The following is a 15416-nucleotide window of genomic DNA, read 5'->3' on the forward strand; positions in this document are numbered from 1 at the left end:
AAGTTCCGCGAGCTACGGCAGCGCGAACCCCGGATCCATCCCGCCGAGCGCGTTCGTGCACAGGCAGTCCCGTTCCCCGGTCGACGGCAGGGCCGCCACCGCGTCGAACAGCACGCCCCGCAGCCGGTCCACGTTCGCCGCGAACACCCGCAGGACCTCGTCGTGGGAGACGCCCTCGCCGGTCTCGGCACCGGCGTCGAGGTCGGTGACCAGGGTCATCGAGGTGTAGCAGAGCTCCAGTTCACGGGCCAGCGCCGCCTCGGGGTGCCCGGTCATGCCGACCACGGACCAGCCCTGCGCCTGGTGCCACAACGATTCGGCACGGGTGGAGAAGCGCGGCCCCTCGACCACGACCAGCGTGCCGCCGTCCACCGGCTCCCAGTCCCGCCCGCGGGCCGCCTTCAGCGCGGCCGCCCGGCCGGCCGGGCAGTAGGGGTCGGCCAGGGACACGTGCACCACGTTCGGCACTGTGCCGTCCGGCAGCGGCAGCCCGTCGAAGTACGTCCCCGCCCTGGACTTCGTACGGTCGACCAGTTGGTCCGGAACGAGCAGCGTGCCCGGCCCGTACTCGGGGCGCAGACCGCCCACCGCGCACGGACCGAGCACCTGGCGCACGCCGACCGAGCGCAGCGCCCACAGATTGGCCCGGTAGTTGATCCGGTGCGGCGGCAGATGGTGGCCGCGTCCGTGCCGGGGCAGGAAGGCGACCCGTCGGCCGGCGACCTCGCCGAGGAAGAGGGAGTCGCTGGGAGGCCCGTAGGGGGTCTCCACCTGGATCTCGGTCACGTCCTCGAGGAACGAGTAGAAGCCGGAGCCGCCGATTACGCCGATCTCTGCGTTCACCATGCCCAGCACAGTATCCGGAGCCGTCTTCACCCGGACCTCGGGCCCGGAAACACAGGAGCCGCCGAGGTGCCGCCTACGCGGCGGAGCTGCTGCTGGAGGAGGTGCCCGTACTCGACGACTTCGAGTCCGACGACGAGGAGGACGACGAAGAAGACGAAGACGAAGAAGACGACTCAGAGGACGAAGAAGATGACGAGGACGTCGACGACTTCCCGGACGACGACGGCGCGCTGCTCGACGAGGAGCCGCGGCTGTCGTTGCGGTAGAAGCCGGAGCCCTTGAAGACAATGCCGACCGCGGAGAACACCTTCTTCAGGCGGCCGGAGCAGCTGGGGCACTCCGTGAGGGCGTCGTCGGTGAACTTCTGCACCGCCTCGAGGCCCTCGCCGCACTCGGTGCACTGGTACTGGTAGGTGGGCACTGTCTTCCTCCTGGCACTCTCACTCAATGAGTGCTAAACGACGGTCCAGTGTGACGTATTCCTGAGGATCAGTCCACTGTCACCGGCATGCGGTGACCGACGCCACGTGCCACGGTGCGACCGCGGGGCCGTGCCGCGAGCCGTGAGCGCAGCGCCAGCAGCGTCCCCAGGGCGAGCAGCGTGCCGCCCATCGGCACCAGGAATCCGGCGCCGTCCCGGAAGCGGTCCTCCAGCTGCCCGGCGACCGTGACGGCGGCCGCCTGGCCCAGCGCGACCGCGCCGGTCAGCCACGTGAAGGCCTCGGTGCGGGCGCCGGCCGGGACCAGGCTCTCGACCAGGGTGTAGCCGGTGACCAGGGTGGGCGCGATGCACATGCCGACGAGCAGGCCGAGGCCGGCCAGGGCGAGTACCGAGTGGGCGGCCCACAGGCCGGAGGCGGTCAGCGCGAGGGCGGCGTATCCGACGACCAGGCGCTGCTGCGGGGCCGCCTTCCAGACGATGGCTCCGCAGACCAGGCCGGAGAGCATGTTGCCCGCGGCGAAGGTGCCGTACAGGACGCCGTTCAGGCCGGGCTCGCCGATCGACTCGGTGAACGCGGCCAGCGAGACCTGCATGCCGCCGAAGACGGCGCCGATGCCGAGGAAGGCCACGATCAGGACCCGCACCCCAGGGACGCGAAGAGCCGAAGCGCGCTCCACGCGCGCGTGCCCCCCGCCCGTCCCGCCGGTGACCGAGGGCTGGGTGCTCTTCTGCGCGGCGAACAGCAGGCCGCCCAGCAGCGTCAGCGACGCCTCCGTGACCAGCCCCGCGGCCGGGTCCACCGCCGTGCACAGGGCGGTGGCCAGCAGTGGGCCGACCACGAAGGTCAGCTCGTCCGTGACGGACTCGAAGGCCGCCGCGGTGGGCAGCAGGGGCGAGTCCTGGAGTTCGGCGGCCCAACGGGCGCGCACCATGGGCCCGATCTGCGGTATCGAGGCCCCCGTGGGGACGGCCGCCGCGAGCAGGGCCCACATGGGTGCGTCCGCCAGTGCGAGCGCCGTCAGAGCCAGACCGGACAGCGTGTGCACGAGCACGCCCGGAATCAGCACGGTCCGCTGCCCGTAACGGTCGGCGAGCCGCCCGCTGTAGGGCGCGAACAGCGCCATGGAAACTCCGGTGACGGCCGCGGCGGCGCCCGCCGCGCCGTACGAGCCGGTGGTGTGCTGCACGAGCAGCACGATGGAGACGGTGAGCATCGCGAACGGCTGACGTGCCGCGAAGCCGGGGAGCAGGAACGTCCAGGCGCCGCGGGTGCGCAGCAGCTGCCCGTATCCGGGGCGGGAGGTGACCGTGGATGCCACGGCCCGTGCCTTTCTGCCGCCTGGTAGCGCGTCCCCTGTGGGGCTCGGGCGCCGAGAGCTGTCCTCTTGCGCGGACTGCGGTAGATACCGGCGCCCACTCGTGGGGGCGTCCCGGCCGCCATACGGTCGCGCCAGCACTGCGTCAGGCAGAGTTGGTTCGATCGGAATGCGCCTTCACCATACAGGGATCATCGCCCGATGCGCCTGTGAAAAGGAGCACCGCAGGCCCGTGAGCCTGCGATTGCCGGGAGTGTGAACCGTACAAAACGCGCTCTTAACGACCCGCGTCGCCGCCGTTCGTCCCCAGCCACCCGGCCAGCTTGCCGCCGTGTCCCACCGCGCGCAGCCGTCGCTCCGCCGCGTCCCGTACGGGATCCGTGGCGACCACGAGCAGTTCGTCCCCGCGTCGCAGCACCGTCGTCGGCAGTGGAACGAACGACTGGCCCTCGCGTACGACCAGGGTGACGGCGGCCCCGGCCGGCAGCCGCAGCTCGTTGATCTCGACGCCGTGCATCTTCGAGCCCTCGGGGATCGCCACGGACAGCAGATGCCCGCGCAGCCGCTCCAGGGGCGCCGACTCGATGCCGAGGTCGGCGGCCTCCGTACCGTCGCCCAGGCGCAGCTTGCGGGCGAGCCACGGCAGGGTCGGCCCCTGGACCAGGGTGTAGACGACGACCAGCACGAAGACGATGTTGAAGATCCGGCGGCTGGCCTCGACGCCCTCCACCATCGGGATGGTCGCCAGGATGATGGGCACGGCGCCGCGCAGTCCCGCCCAGGACATCAGCGTCTGCTCCTGCCACGGCACCCGGAACGGCGTCAGGCACAGCACGACGCTCAGCGGGCGCGCCACCATCGTCAGCACCATCCCGATGACGAGGGCGGGCACGATGTCGTCGCCCAGCTCGTGCGGGGTGACCAGCAGGCCGAGCAGGACGAACATGCCGATCTGGGCGATCCAGCCGACTCCGTCGGCGAACCCGCGGGTGGCGGGCCAGTGCGGCAGCTTGGCGTTGCCCATCACCATCGAGGCGAGATAGACGGCGAGGAAGCCGCTGCCGTGCGCCAGCGCGCCCGCCGCGTAGGCGGTGACGGCGATGGCCATGACGGCGATCGGGTAGAGGCCGGAGGCGGGCAGCGCGACGTGCCTCAGCCCCCAGGAGCCCAGCAAGCCCACCGCGATGCCGATGGCGGCGCCGATGGCCAGCTCCAGGGCGATTTCGCCGATCAGCGCGTACCAGTGCTCGATCGGGCCGGCCATGGAGAAGGAGACCACCAGGATGACCACGGGGGCGTCGTTGAATCCGGACTCGGCCTCCAGCGTGCCCGTCACGCGCGCGGGGAGGGGGATCTTGCGCAGGACGGAGAAGACCGCCGCCGCGTCCGTCGAGGAGACGATCGCCCCGACGATGAGCGCCTGGCGCCACTCCAGCCCGATCAGGTGGTGCGCGGCCGTCGCCGTCACCCCGACGCTCACCGCGACCCCGACCAGCGCCAGCGCCGTGGCGGCCGGCAGGGCGGGCTTGATCTCCTTCCACTTCGTGCCCAGACCGCCCTCGGCCAGGATCACGACCAGGGCCGCGTATCCGATGACCTGGGTCAGTTCGGCGTTGTCGAAGTGGATGTCGCCGATGCCGTCCTGGCCCATGGCGATGCCGATCCCCAGGTAGACGAGCAGGCTGGGGAGCCCGCTGCGCGAGGAGATCCGGACCGCTGCCACGGCGACGAGCAGGACGAGCGAGCAGACGAGCAGGAGCTGGTTGAGGTCGTGGACAGTCAGCGGCCGTTTCCTTCCCTGGCCGACGCGCATCGCGTGCGCGTGGGCTCACGTACATGGGACACGAAGTGGCGGCGCTCCGCACCCAACTACTTCGTTACCTTACCTAACTCTTGACGATTTCTTGACGCTTCCCCAGGCATGATCGAACGTCCGTCCGTGCTGGTTCCCCACTCCGCGTCAAGTGGGCACAGGCCCTGCGCCTATGGTTGCTCCAGCGCTCAGTCAAAAGCACAGCCCCGCCTGCCGCTCGCGTTAGGACAGCAAGGACAGCGATGCCCCCCAACACCACCGCCTCTTCGGGTCAGAAGCCCGGCAAGTCCGGCAGGAAGAAGGGGCGCAAAGCCCGTTTGCTCCTCCTGGTCCTGGTGCTGGCCCTCATCGGAGGCGTCGCCTACGGGGGGTACTGGTCCGTCAGCACCGTCCGGGCCTCCTTCCCGCAGACCAAGGGCTCACTCACGCTGGAAGGCCTGTCGGGCCCCGTCGACGTCAAGCGCGACGGCTACGGCATCCCGCAGATCTACGCCTCCTCCGACGAGGACCTGTTCATGGCGCAGGGCTACGTCCAGGCGCAGGACCGGTTCTACGAGATGGACGTGCGCCGCCACATGACCTCCGGGCGCCTGTCGGAGATGTTCGGCAAGAGCCAGGTCGACAACGACGAGTTCCTGCGCACACTGGGCTGGGACCGGGTCGCGAAGGAGGAGTACGACACCAAGCTGTCGGCCTCCACGAAGAAGTACCTCCAGGCGTACGCCAAGGGGGTCAACGCCTACCTCCAGGGCAAGGACGGCGAGGAGATCTCCCTCGAGTACGCGGCCCTGGGCTTCAGCAACGACTACAAGCCCGAGGAGTGGACCCCGGTCGACTCGGTCTCGTGGCTGAAGGCGATGGCCTGGGACCTGCGCGGCAACATGCAGGACGAGATCGACCGCGCCCTGATGACCAGCCGCCTCGGCCCCAAGCAGATCGCCGACCTGTACCCGGAGTACCCCTACGGCCGGAACCGGACGATCGTCCAGCAGGGCCAGTACGACGAGCTCACCGGGACGTTCGAGGGGAGCGGCGGCTCGTCCACGAGTGGCTCGTCCACCGGCGGTTCCTCCGCGAGCGGGACGGGCACGGGTACGCAATCGGCCTCGACGTCGGCCGGATCGGCCCTCCAGAGCCAGCTCACGGGCCTCCAGGGCATCCTGGACGACCTCCCCACGGCCGTCGGCGTGAACGGCAACGGCATCGGCTCGAACTCCTGGGTCGTGAGCGGGAAGTACACCATCACCGGCAAGCCGCTGCTGGCCAACGACCCGCACCTGTCGCCCTCGCTGCCGTCCGTCTGGTACCAGATGGGCCTGCACTGCCGCACCGTCTCCAGCAAGTGCCAGTACGACGTCAGCGGGTACACCTTCGCGGGCATGCCCGGCGTGGTCATCGGCCACAACCAGAACATCGCCTGGGGCATGACCAACTCCGGCGCCGACGTCACCGACCTCTACCTGGAGAAGCTCTCCGGCGACGGCTACCTGTACGACGGCAAGGTCAAGGCCTTCAAGCGGCGCGAAGAGACCATCAAGGTCGCCGGCGGCGCGTCCAAGAAGATCGTCGTCCGGGAGACCCAGGACGAGATGCCCCTGCTGTCCGACCGCGACGACGAGCTCGTGAAGGTCGGCAAGAAGGCCACCGTCGACGCCGCGGCCCCCGACCGCGGTGACGGCTACGGCATCGCGCTGCGCTGGACCGCGCTGGATGCGGGCACCACCATGGACGCCGTCTTCGCGATGGACAAGGCGGCCGACTGGAACGACTTCCGCGAGGCCGCGGCCCTGTTCGACGTGCCCTCGCAGAACCTGGTCTACGCCGACACCAAGGACAACATCGGCTACACGCTGCCCGGAAAGATCCCCACGCGCGCGAAGGGCGACGACGGCTCCGTCCCGGTCCCGGGCTGGGACTCCAAGTACGAGTGGGGCAAGTACATCCCGCAGGACGCGCTGCCCTACGAGTACAACCCGGATCGCGGCTACATCGTCACCGCCAACCAGGCCGTGATCGCCCCCGACAAGTACAACCCCGACTACACCCTCACCACGGACTGGGGCTACGGCACCCGCAGCCAGCGGATCTCCGACCTGATCGAGCAGAAGATCAAGGACGGCGGCAAGATCTCCACCGACGACATGCGCCAGATGCAGACGGACAACAGCAGCGAGATCGCCAAGCTGCTCGTGCCCAAGCTGCTGAAGATCGACCTCCCCGACCCCGACGTCCGTGAGGCGCAGGAGCTCCTCGAGGGCTGGGACTACACCCAGGACGCCGACTCGGCGGCGGCCGCCTACTTCAACGCGGTCTGGCGCAACATCCTCAAGCTGGCCTTCGGCAACAAGCTGCCCAAGGAGCTGCGGGTCAAGGACCAGTGCCTGTGGGTCGACCCGGTCAACACCACCGGGCCCGTGGACGAGGCCGGCAAGGTGCTCGAGTGCGGCCAGCGCGACCCCGACCAGGCGCAGCCCGACGGCGGCGACCGCTGGTTCGAGGTGGTGCGCAACCTGATGAACGACGAGAACAGCGACTGGTGGACGACGCCCAGCTCACGCAACCGCCCCGGCGCCGACCACAATCGCGACAAACTGTTCGAGCGTGCCATGATCGACGCCCGCTGGGAGCTGACCGCCAAGCTCGGCAAGGACATCGACACCTGGAGCTGGGGCCGGCTGCACCGCCTGTTCCTGGAGAACCAGACCCTGGGCACCTCCGGTCCCGGGTTCCTCCAGCACATGCTCAACCGCGGCCCGTGGAAGCTCAGCGGCGGCGAGGCGACGGTCAACGCCACCGGCTGGAACGCCGCCGGCGGCTACGACGTCGTCTGGGTGCCGTCCATGCGGATGGTGGTCAACCTCGGCGACCTCGACAAGTCGAAGTGGATCAATCTCACCGGCGCCTCCGGGCACGCCTACAGCGCCCACTACGTCGACCAGACGAGCAAATGGGCCAAGGGCGAGCTGCTGGACTGGTCCTTCTCCGACCAGGCGGTGGAGGACGGCACGAGCGACACGCTGGTGCTGAAGCCGTGAGCCGCCGCGGGACGGTTCAGGAGCCGTGACGGAAACGGCGTACGGCCGACGGTGTCACCACCGCGTGCACCGGCCGGTCGTGCGCCTCGGTCGGCAGGCGTTCGACGACCTCGGAGTCGTACAGCAGCATCACCAGCGCGGGATGCGCGCGCGATTGCTCCAGACGAGTGAGCACGCGGTCGTACGAGCCCCCGCCGCGGCCCAGGCGCATGCCGCGCGCGTCGACCGCGAGGCCGGGCAGCAGCACGACGTCGACAGTGGTCACGGCGTCCCGGCCCAGGCGCTCGCCGACGGGCTCGAAGAGGGCCATCTTTCCGCGGTGTTGGACGCGCGCGAGGGAGCCCTCGCCGGTGTAGGCGGCCCAGTCCAGGTCGTTGTCCGGCAGGAGCGCCGGGAGCAGGACGCGCGCGCCCCGCTCGCGCAGTGCGTCCAGCAGCGTCAGTGTGCCGGGTTCGGTGCCCACCGAGACGTACGCCGCCACCGTGCGCGCCCCTGCCACCTCGGGCAGCTCCAGCGCACGATCGGCCAGCGCGGTGGCGGCTTCCCGCACGTCATCGGCCGTCAACCTGCTCCTCACCGCGAGGAGCTCGCGCCGCAACGTTCGCTTGTCAGGCTCGGCCAGACGTCCGAAGTGACTCAAAGGTTGTCCCGTACCCTTCCAATACGCTCATATGAGAGCCAATTAACCGGAGCGACAGATTCCCTGCAAACGCACCGGATAAGGTTGCCGGCATGACTCAGTCGCACCCTCGGATCAGCAAGGCTGTCATTCCCGCAGCAGGCCTAGGCACCCGGTTCCTGCCGGCCACCAAGGCCACTCCCAAGGAGATGCTGCCGGTCGTCGACAAGCCGGCTATCCAGTACGTGGTCGAGGAGGCCGTGTCCGCCGGTCTCGACGACGTCCTCATGATCACGGGCCGCAACAAGCGCCCCCTGGAGGACCACTTCGACCGCAACTACGAGCTGGAATCCGCCCTGCAGAAGAAGGGCGACGCCAGCCGGCTCGCGAAGGTGCAGGAGTCCAGCGACCTGGCGACCATGCACTACGTCCGCCAGGGCGACCCCAAGGGCCTCGGCCACGCCGTGCTGTGCGCCGCCCCGCACGTCGGCGACGAGCCCTTCGCCGTCCTCCTCGGCGACGACCTGATCGACCCGCGCGACCCGCTGCTCAAGCGGATGGTCGAGGTCCAGGAGCAGCGCGGCGGCAGCGTCATCGCGCTCATGGAGGTCGCCCCGGAGCAGATCCACCTCTACGGCTGTGCGGCCGTCGACGAGACCGAGGACAGCGACGTCGTCAAGGTGAGCGGCCTGGTCGAGAAGCCCGACCCGGCGGACGCCCCCTCGAACTACGCGGTCATCGGCCGCTACGTCCTCGACCCGCACATCTTCGACATACTGCGCAAGACCGAGCCCGGTCGCGGCGGCGAGATCCAGCTCACCGACGCCCTCCAGCAGCTCGCGGCCACGCATACATCAGCGGCTACCGCCGCGGGGAAGGTCGGCGGTCCGGTGCACGGCGTCGTCTTCAAGGGCCGCCGCTATGACACCGGCGACCGCGGCGACTACCTGCGTGCCATTGTCAGACTCGCGTGCGAACGTGAAGACCTGGGCCCGGACTTCCGGACCTGGCTTCGCAGTTACGTAGCCGAGGAGATGTAGCGATTTGAGCAGCGCCGCGCCCCGCGCCACAGGCCAGGACCAGCTGTGGACGGTGGACGAGCACCTGGAGGACATCCTCGCGACCGTCCGCCCCCTCGAACCCATCGAGCTGCAACTGCTCGACGCCCAGGGCTGTGTCCTGGTCGAGGACGTCACGGTGCCGGTGTCCCTGCCGCCGTTCGACAACAGCTCCATGGACGGGTACGCGGTGCGGGTCGCGGATGTCGCGGGTGCGAGCGAGGAGTTCCCGGCCGTCCTGGACGTCGTCGGGGACGTCGCGGCGGGCCAGGCCGGCCTGCTCCACGTGGGCCCCGGCCAGGCCGCCCGCATCATGACCGGCGCCCCGCTGCCGCCCGGCGCCGAGACCGTCGTCCCCGTCGAGTGGACCGACGGCGGCCTCGGCGAGGGCCCCGTGTCCGGAATGCGCGCCCGCGCCCTCGCCCCCGAGGGCGCCGAGGGCCATGTGCACGTGTACCGGCCGGCCGAGGCACGCGCGCACGTGCGCGCGAAGGGCAGCGACGTCAAGTCCGGCGACCGCGCCCTCGAAGCCGGTACGGTCCTCGGCCCGCCGCAGATCGCCCTGCTCGCCGCGATCGGCCGCGGCACGGTACGCGTGCGCCCGCGCCCACGCGTGGTCGTCATGTCCACCGGCAGCGAACTCGTCCAGCCCGGCGAGGAACTCGGCAGCGGCCAGATCTACGACTCCAACAGCTTCGCCCTCACCGCGGCCGCCCGCGACGCCGGCGCCATCGCCTACAAGGTGGGCGCCGTCGCCGACGACGCCGAGACCCTGAGGTCCACCATCGAGGACCAGCTCGTCCGCGCCGACCTCATGGTCACCACGGGCGGCGTGAGCGTCGGCGCCTACGACGTCGTCAAGGAGGCGCTGTCCTACGTCGGGGACGAGGACGAGGCCGGCAGCGGCATCGAGTTCCGCAAGCTCGCCATGCAGCCCGGCAAGCCCCAGGGCTTCGGCTCCATCGGCCCCGACCACACACCGCTGCTCGCACTGCCGGGCAACCCCGTGTCGTCGTACGTCTCCTTCGAGCTGTTCGTCCGGCCGGCGATCCGCACCCTCATGGGCCTTCAGGACGTCCATCGCCCGCGGACGACCGCGACCCTGACCGCCGACAAGGCGCTGACCTCGCCGAAGGGCCGCAGACAGTTCCTGCGCGCGACGTACGCCGACGGCACGGTCACCCCGGTCGGTGGCGCCGGCTCCCACCTGGTCGCCGCCCTCGCGCACGCCGACGCGCTGATCGTCGTCCCCGAGGACGTCGTGTCCGTCGAGCCCGACGCCGAGGTCGAGGTGGTCCTGCTCGGCTGAGTACTCCTGGTTGGCGGTACCGTGTCGCGCACAACAGGCCCGCGCGCCGCACCGCGGACGGGCCCGGACCGGGAGCGCCACACAGCATGACTGAGCCTTCCCGGGGGGAGACCCCCGGACCCCTTCCCCAGGACCGACTGACGCACATCGACGACGCGGGTGCCGCCCGCATGGTCGACGTGTCCGGCAAGGACGTGACCGCGCGCACCGCCCGCGCCAGCGGCCGCGTCCTGGTCTCGCCCCGTGTGGTCGAGCTTCTGCGCGGCGAAGGGGTGCCCAAGGGCGATGCCCTGGCCACCGCGCGGATCGCGGGCATCATGGGCGCCAAACGCACCCCGGACCTGATCCCGCTGTGCCACCCGTTGTCGGTGTCGGGTGTGAAACTGGACCTGCGGGTCGCGGACGACGCCGTGGAGATCCGGGCCACGGTGAAGACGACGGACCGCACGGGCGTCGAGATGGAGGCCCTCACCGCGGTCTCCGTCGCCGCGCTCACCGTGATCGACATGGTCAAGGCGGTCGACAAGGGAGCGGTCATCACGGACGTACGGGTCGAGGAGAAGACGGGCGGCAAGTCGGGCGACTGGAGCCGGGCATGACGTATCGCGCTCTTGTGGTCACGGCCTCCAACCGGGCCGCCGCCGGCGTCTACCAGGACAAGGGCGGCCCGCTCATCGCCAAGGGCCTCACAAGCATGGGATTCACCGTCGAAGGACCGCAGGTCGTCCCCGACGGAGACCCCGTGGAGGCCGCCCTGCGCGCCGCCGTCGACGCGGGATACGACGTCGTGGTCACCACCGGCGGCACCGGCATCTCACCCACCGACCGCACGCCCGAGGCGACCCGCCGGGTGATCGACCACGAGGTGCCGGGCATCGCCGAGGCCATCCGGGCGTTCGGACGGCAGAAGGTGCCGACCGCGGCGCTCTCCCGGGGCCTGGCCGGAGTGGCGGGGCGGACGCTGATCGTCAATCTGCCGGGCTCCAGCGGCGGAGTGAAGGACGGACTGGCCGTCCTGGAGCCCCTGTTGGTGCACGCCGTGGACCAGCTCCGCGGCGGTGACCACCCCAGACCCGACGGCAGCAGTGGGGGTGCGAGCTGAACAGCCCATCCTGGCCCGTCGTACTGGCGGACGGCGATGTCGTCCTCCGGCCGATAAAGATGCGCGACCAGCGGGCCTGGCGCGAGGTCAACCGGCGCAACCGGGACTGGCTGCGGCCCTGGGAGGCGACCATTCCGCCGCCCACGCCCAGCGGGCCGATCGCGCACCGGCCGACCTACCGCCAGATGGTCAGGCATCTGCGGTCCGAGGCGAACGCGGGCCGGATGCTGCCGTTCGTCATCGAGTACCAGGGGCGGCTGGTGGGGCAGGTGACGGTCGCCGGAATCACCTGGGGCTCGATGTGCTCGGGCCACGTCGGTTACTGGGTGGACGAGGCGGTGGCCGGACGGGGCGTGATGCCGACGGCCGTGGCGCTCGCGGTGGATCACTGCTTCCGGACCGTGGGTCTGCACCGCATCGAGGTCTGCATTCGCCCCGAGAACATGCCCAGCCGCCGGGTCGTGGAGAAACTCGGATTCCGTCAGGAGGGGCTCAGGCCGCGCTATCTCCACATCGACGGAGCCTGGCGCGACCACCTCGTCTTCGCGCTCACTGCGGAAGAGGTCCCGGACGGGCTGCTGAGACGTTGGCACCGGTCACGTTCCCAGAACACGCCGTCCCCGGGCGCGCCCTCGGCGCCCGGCAACACTCCGCCGAGGAATTGAATAAACGTTCGAAATTGATCGCCCGATGACCATCTCGGGGCATTGAATTCGCGACATCGGTCGCGCTGCTGATCGCATCGGTCACAAAAAAAGCTCGAAATATCAGCCAGATCGTGCGACACACCGGCTCAATTGGCGGATGGCCTCACGCAAACACCTCTACCGTGTGAGGCGTGAGCAGCAGCGGCCTCATCTACGCAGTCATTGTCGGGGCCTGGGCCGCCTACTTGGTGCCGATGTGGCTCCGTAGGCAGGACGAGCTGAACGAGGCCCGTCCGACGGAACGCTTCAGCACCGCCATCCGGCTGCTGTCCGGAAGGGCGGGGATGGAGCGCCGATACGCCAAGGACCTGCGGGCGCGCTCCACCGACGAGGAGGAGCCCAGCGCCGACGACCCGGGCGCGGTCACCGATTCGGTGGACGTCCGGGCCTTCGCCATGCCTCCGACACGTCCGGAGGTGCAGGCGGCGGTGCAACCGCAGGCTTCCGTGCGGTCGGAACAGGCCCGCGAGCCGGTCCGTGAGCCGGTACGGGAATCGCGGGAACCACGGGAATCCCCGCGTGAGCGGGAAGAGGCGGCCGCACGCCCCCTCGACTCGGGCAACCCGGGCGAGTCCGGTGCCGCACCGGAGCGGAAGCGCATGTCGCCCGCCCGGCGCACGGCAGCGGCGGAGGCGGCCGCGGCGCGTGCCCGGCGTACAAAGGCGCTCGCGCGCCGCCGGCGCACCACGGTCATGCTCTTCCTCGCCTTCACCTGCGGCGCGATCGTCGCCGCGGTCGGCGGGCTCGCGTTCCTGTGGGCGCCCGGCGTGCCCGCCGTGCTGCTCAGCGCCTACATCGCCTACCTGCGCTCCCAGGAACGCCGGCGCTTCGCCTACCAGATGGACCGGCGCCGCGCCGAGGCCGCCGCGCAGCGACTGCGCGAGCGCGCCCGCCAGCCGCGTCGGCGCGCCTCCGTCGACGCGGGCGCGGACACCGACGAACCGGACGAGGGACCCGAGCCGGAGACGGACCCCGGCCTGTCCGCGCTCGCCGCGGACCGCCGTGCGCTCGTCGAGCAGACCGACCACGCGGAGTGGGTCGACCAGCAGCGCGAGCGGCAGCAGCGGCCGGGCCACGGCGACAGCTGGGACCCGGTGCCGGTGCCCCTGCCGACGTACGTGACGGCGCCGGTCGCCCCCCGCGCCACCGCCGACGTGGATCTGGGGGCGCCGGACGCGTGGAGCTCGGCCCGCTCCAGCGCCGTGGCGCCCGAGCAGGAGGGGCGGCACACCGCCCGGGACGGGGGAGTGCAGGAGCCGCCGTCCGGCGCGGAGGACAAACCGGCGGCGGACGGACGCAGTGACGCCCGTCGCGCCGCCTCCGCCCGCCGCGCCCGCGAACGCGGTCGCACACCACTGTTCGACCAGTACGAGGACGGGGACCGGCCGCGGGCCGCCAACGAGTGACCCCTGGCACCCCAGTGACCCCCGTCCCTGACCAGCCGGGAACGGATTTCCAAGCACCCGGACGGGGATGCTAGAGTTTCACTCGTTGCAAGGGCCTGTGGCGCAGTCCGGTAGCGCACCTCGTTCGCATCGAGGGGGTCTGGGGTTCAAATCCCCACAGGTCCACGCAGCTCAGAGCCCCGGTCGGGATTCCCGACCGGGGCTCTGACGTGTCGTGGGGCTGACTCCGTGTCAGGCGCCCGCGGCGTTCAGGTGGCGGTGGCGCCGAGCAGGGAGCCGGTGAGGGCGACCGTGACCAGGACGGGGGCCGCGACGGCGGCGGGCAGCCGGGCCGGGAGACAGGTGATCAGCCGGGTCAGGGGGCGCACCAGGGCCGGGGTGGCGCCCGTGGTGCGCAGCAGGCCGAACTCCCGGCGCCGCTGGGCCACCGCGAAGGCGAAGGTGGACGCGACCACTAAGACGGAAACGAATCCGGCGACCCCGCCGGCCGTCCCGAACAGCGCGTTCAGCGCGGTCACCGCCTCCCGGTCCCGGTCCGGGTCGGCGTCCGCGAGCCGCCGTGCGTCGCCGGTGAGGACCGTCAGGCCCGGGGCTGTCCGCCGTACCGCCGCCGCGTCCGCGTCCACGACCAGCTGTGTGCTCGCCGGCGCCAGCCGGGCCGCCTGGGCGTCCGGGCAGAAGAGGGCCTGGGTCCCGGTATCGTGCCGGGGTGCTCACTGTGACCTCCGTAAACGTGAACGGGTTGCGCGCCGCCGCGAAGAAGGGCTTCGTGGAATGGCTCGCCGACACCTCCGCCGATGTGCTCTGCCTCCAGGAGGTGCGCGCCGAGCCGCAGCAGCTGCCCGAGCACGTCCGCGCGCCCGACGGCTGGCACGTCACGCACGCCCCCGCCGCCGCCAAGGGCCGCGCCGGCGTCTCCCTCTACACCCGCCGCGAGCCCGACCGCGTCCGGGTCGGCTTCGGCTCGTCGGAGTTCGACACGAGCGGCCGCTACGTCGAGGCCGACCTGCCCGGCGTCACGGTCGCCTCCCTCTACCTGCCCTCCGGTGAGGTCGGCACCGAGCGGCAGGACGAGAAGGTCCGCTTCATGGGCGAGTTCCTCGCCCATCTCAAGGCCCTGCGCGAGCGCTCCGCCGCCGACGGCCGTGAGGTCCTCGTCTGCGGCGACTGGAACATCGCCCACCAGCAGGCCGACCTGAAGAACTGGCGCGGCAACCAGAAGAACTCCGGTTTCCTTCCGGAGGAGCGGGAGTGGATGGGGCGGGTGTTCGACGCGGCGGAGGGCGGTTACGTCGATGTCGTACGCGGGCTGCATCCGGAGGTGGAGGGGCCGTACACCTGGTGGTCGTACCGGGGGCGGGCCTTCGACAACGACTCAGGTTGGAGGATCGATCTCGCCGTCGCCACTCCTGGGCTTGCACGGAGAGCGGTCAAGGGGTTTGTGGAGCGGGCCGCCAGCCATGACGAGCGATGGTCGGACCACGCTCCCGTGACGGTCGTCTTCGACATGTGACACGCGGCCCGTGTGGGGTGCGCACACCTCACGGGCCGCCGACCAGCCGTCAGCTGTTCTGTCGCGTGTCTGCCCGCTGCCCGAGCGGGAGGCGTCTGGTCCGGCATATCGGGCGGGCCCCCGCCTGAGCGGCCTTTCCCGACGGTCACGCGGACGCCGTGGCGCAGGAGATGCTCGCGGGACGCGTCGTCCGTGTCCGTCATGCGGCGGTACTGACGGAGAACGTACTCTTCGAGCCAGTCGGACCGCA

The 15416-nt window shown here is 70.8% G+C and carries 13 protein-coding genes, 1 tRNA gene and 1 pseudogene; 9 read left to right on the plus strand and 6 right to left on the minus strand.

The window, feature by feature from the left end:
• Positions 1–12: 12 nt before the first annotated feature.
• The 4 genes from ABT063_RS40805 to ABT063_RS40820 form a co-directional block, all read right to left on the minus strand.
• Positions 13–846, minus strand: a complete 834-nt coding sequence (locus tag ABT063_RS40805) for an S-methyl-5'-thioadenosine phosphorylase (protein WP_351065937.1) — start codon at positions 844–846, stop codon at positions 13–15.
• Positions 847–919: 73 nt separating this feature from the next.
• Positions 920–1267 (minus strand): FmdB family zinc ribbon protein, encoded by a 348-nt coding sequence (locus ABT063_RS40810; protein ID WP_351065939.1) that lies wholly within the window; start codon positions 1265–1267, stop codon positions 920–922.
• A gap of 68 nt (positions 1268–1335) precedes the next feature.
• On the minus strand, positions 1336–2607 hold the full coding sequence (locus ABT063_RS40815; RefSeq protein ID WP_351065941.1) for an MFS transporter: 1272 nt from the start codon (positions 2605–2607) through the stop codon (positions 1336–1338).
• A 274-nt stretch (positions 2608–2881) separates the two neighbouring features.
• Positions 2882–4417, minus strand: coding sequence for a potassium/proton antiporter (locus tag ABT063_RS40820; protein WP_351065943.1), 1536 nt, complete (start codon positions 4415–4417; stop codon positions 2882–2884).
• A gap of 242 nt (positions 4418–4659) precedes the next feature.
• On the opposite strand from ABT063_RS40820, the gene ABT063_RS40825 reads away from it, so the two are divergent.
• The gene (locus ABT063_RS40825) at positions 4660–7452 is read left to right on the plus strand and encodes a penicillin acylase family protein (RefSeq protein ID WP_351065945.1); all 2793 of its coding nucleotides are present in this window, start codon (positions 4660–4662) and stop codon (positions 7450–7452) included.
• A gap of 16 nt (positions 7453–7468) precedes the next feature.
• Here ABT063_RS40825 and ABT063_RS40830 read toward each other — a convergent pair whose 3' ends face one another.
• Positions 7469–8092, minus strand: a complete 624-nt coding sequence (locus ABT063_RS40830; RefSeq protein ID WP_351065946.1) for a 5-formyltetrahydrofolate cyclo-ligase — start codon at positions 8090–8092, stop codon at positions 7469–7471.
• A gap of 92 nt (positions 8093–8184) precedes the next feature.
• Between ABT063_RS40830 and galU the strand changes: the two genes are divergently transcribed.
• The 7 genes from galU (at position 8185) to ABT063_RS40865 (ending at position 13818) form a co-directional block, all read left to right on the plus strand.
• Entirely contained in the window at positions 8185–9111 is a 927-nt protein-coding gene (gene galU / locus ABT063_RS40835) for a UTP--glucose-1-phosphate uridylyltransferase GalU (RefSeq protein WP_351065948.1), read from the plus strand.
• A 4-nt stretch (positions 9112–9115) separates the two neighbouring features.
• The gene (gene glp, locus ABT063_RS40840; RefSeq protein ID WP_351065950.1) at positions 9116–10438 is read left to right on the plus strand and encodes a molybdotransferase-like divisome protein Glp; all 1323 of its coding nucleotides are present in this window, start codon (positions 9116–9118) and stop codon (positions 10436–10438) included.
• Between the two features lie 86 nt (positions 10439–10524).
• Complete coding sequence (gene moaC, locus ABT063_RS40845) at positions 10525–11037, plus strand: cyclic pyranopterin monophosphate synthase MoaC (protein WP_351065952.1); 513 nt, start codon at positions 10525–10527, stop codon at positions 11035–11037.
• Positions 11034–11540: a MogA/MoaB family molybdenum cofactor biosynthesis protein gene (locus ABT063_RS40850; protein WP_351065953.1), complete on the plus strand. Its 507-nt coding sequence runs from the start codon at positions 11034–11036 to the stop codon at positions 11538–11540. The genes moaC and ABT063_RS40850 overlap by 4 nt, the downstream gene beginning before the upstream one ends.
• A complete protein-coding gene (locus ABT063_RS40855; RefSeq protein ID WP_351066020.1) occupies positions 11537–12205 on the plus strand; it encodes a GNAT family N-acetyltransferase in 669 nt (222 codons plus the stop codon). Before ABT063_RS40850 ends, ABT063_RS40855 begins: the two co-directional genes overlap by 4 nt.
• Before the next feature lie 173 nt (positions 12206–12378).
• Positions 12379–13653 (plus strand): divisome protein SepX/GlpR, encoded by a 1275-nt coding sequence (gene sepX / locus ABT063_RS40860; protein WP_351065955.1) that lies wholly within the window; start codon positions 12379–12381, stop codon positions 13651–13653.
• A 91-nt stretch (positions 13654–13744) separates the two neighbouring features.
• A tRNA-Ala gene (locus ABT063_RS40865) sits at positions 13745–13818 on the plus strand.
• Between the two features lie 197 nt (positions 13819–14015).
• Here ABT063_RS40865 and ABT063_RS40870 read toward each other — a convergent pair.
• Positions 14016–14339: pseudogene (locus tag ABT063_RS40870) on the minus strand (FtsX-like permease family protein); the annotation flags it as partial.
• Positions 14340–14362: 23 nt separating this feature from the next.
• Between ABT063_RS40870 and ABT063_RS40875 the strand changes: the two are divergent.
• Positions 14363–15166, plus strand: coding sequence for an exodeoxyribonuclease III (locus ABT063_RS40875; protein WP_351065956.1), 804 nt, complete (start codon positions 14363–14365; stop codon positions 15164–15166).
• Positions 15167–15416 lie beyond the last annotated feature (250 nt).

Source organism: Streptomyces sp. NPDC002838, from assembly GCF_040295365.1.
Lineage (GTDB): Bacteria > Actinomycetota > Actinomycetes > Streptomycetales > Streptomycetaceae > Streptomyces.

Bases quoted from the DNA above. Each gene is read 5' to 3' on its own strand.
- ABT063_RS40825 (WP_351065945.1), top strand. From the start codon at position 4,660: ATGCCCCCCAACACCACCGCCTCTTCGGGTCAGAAGCCCGGCAAGTCC.
- ABT063_RS40850 (WP_351065953.1), top strand. From the start codon at position 11,034: ATGACGTATCGCGCTCTTGTGGTCACGGCCTCCAACCGGGCCGCCGCC.
- galU (WP_351065948.1), top strand. From the start codon at position 8,185: ATGACTCAGTCGCACCCTCGGATCAGCAAGGCTGTCATTCCCGCAGCA.
- moaC (WP_351065952.1), top strand. From the start codon at position 10,525: ATGACTGAGCCTTCCCGGGGGGAGACCCCCGGACCCCTTCCCCAGGAC.
- ABT063_RS40805 (WP_351065937.1), bottom strand. From the start codon at position 846: ATGGTGAACGCAGAGATCGGCGTAATCGGCGGCTCCGGCTTCTACTCG.
- ABT063_RS40820 (WP_351065943.1), bottom strand. From the start codon at position 4,417: ATGCGCGTCGGCCAGGGAAGGAAACGGCCGCTGACTGTCCACGACCTC.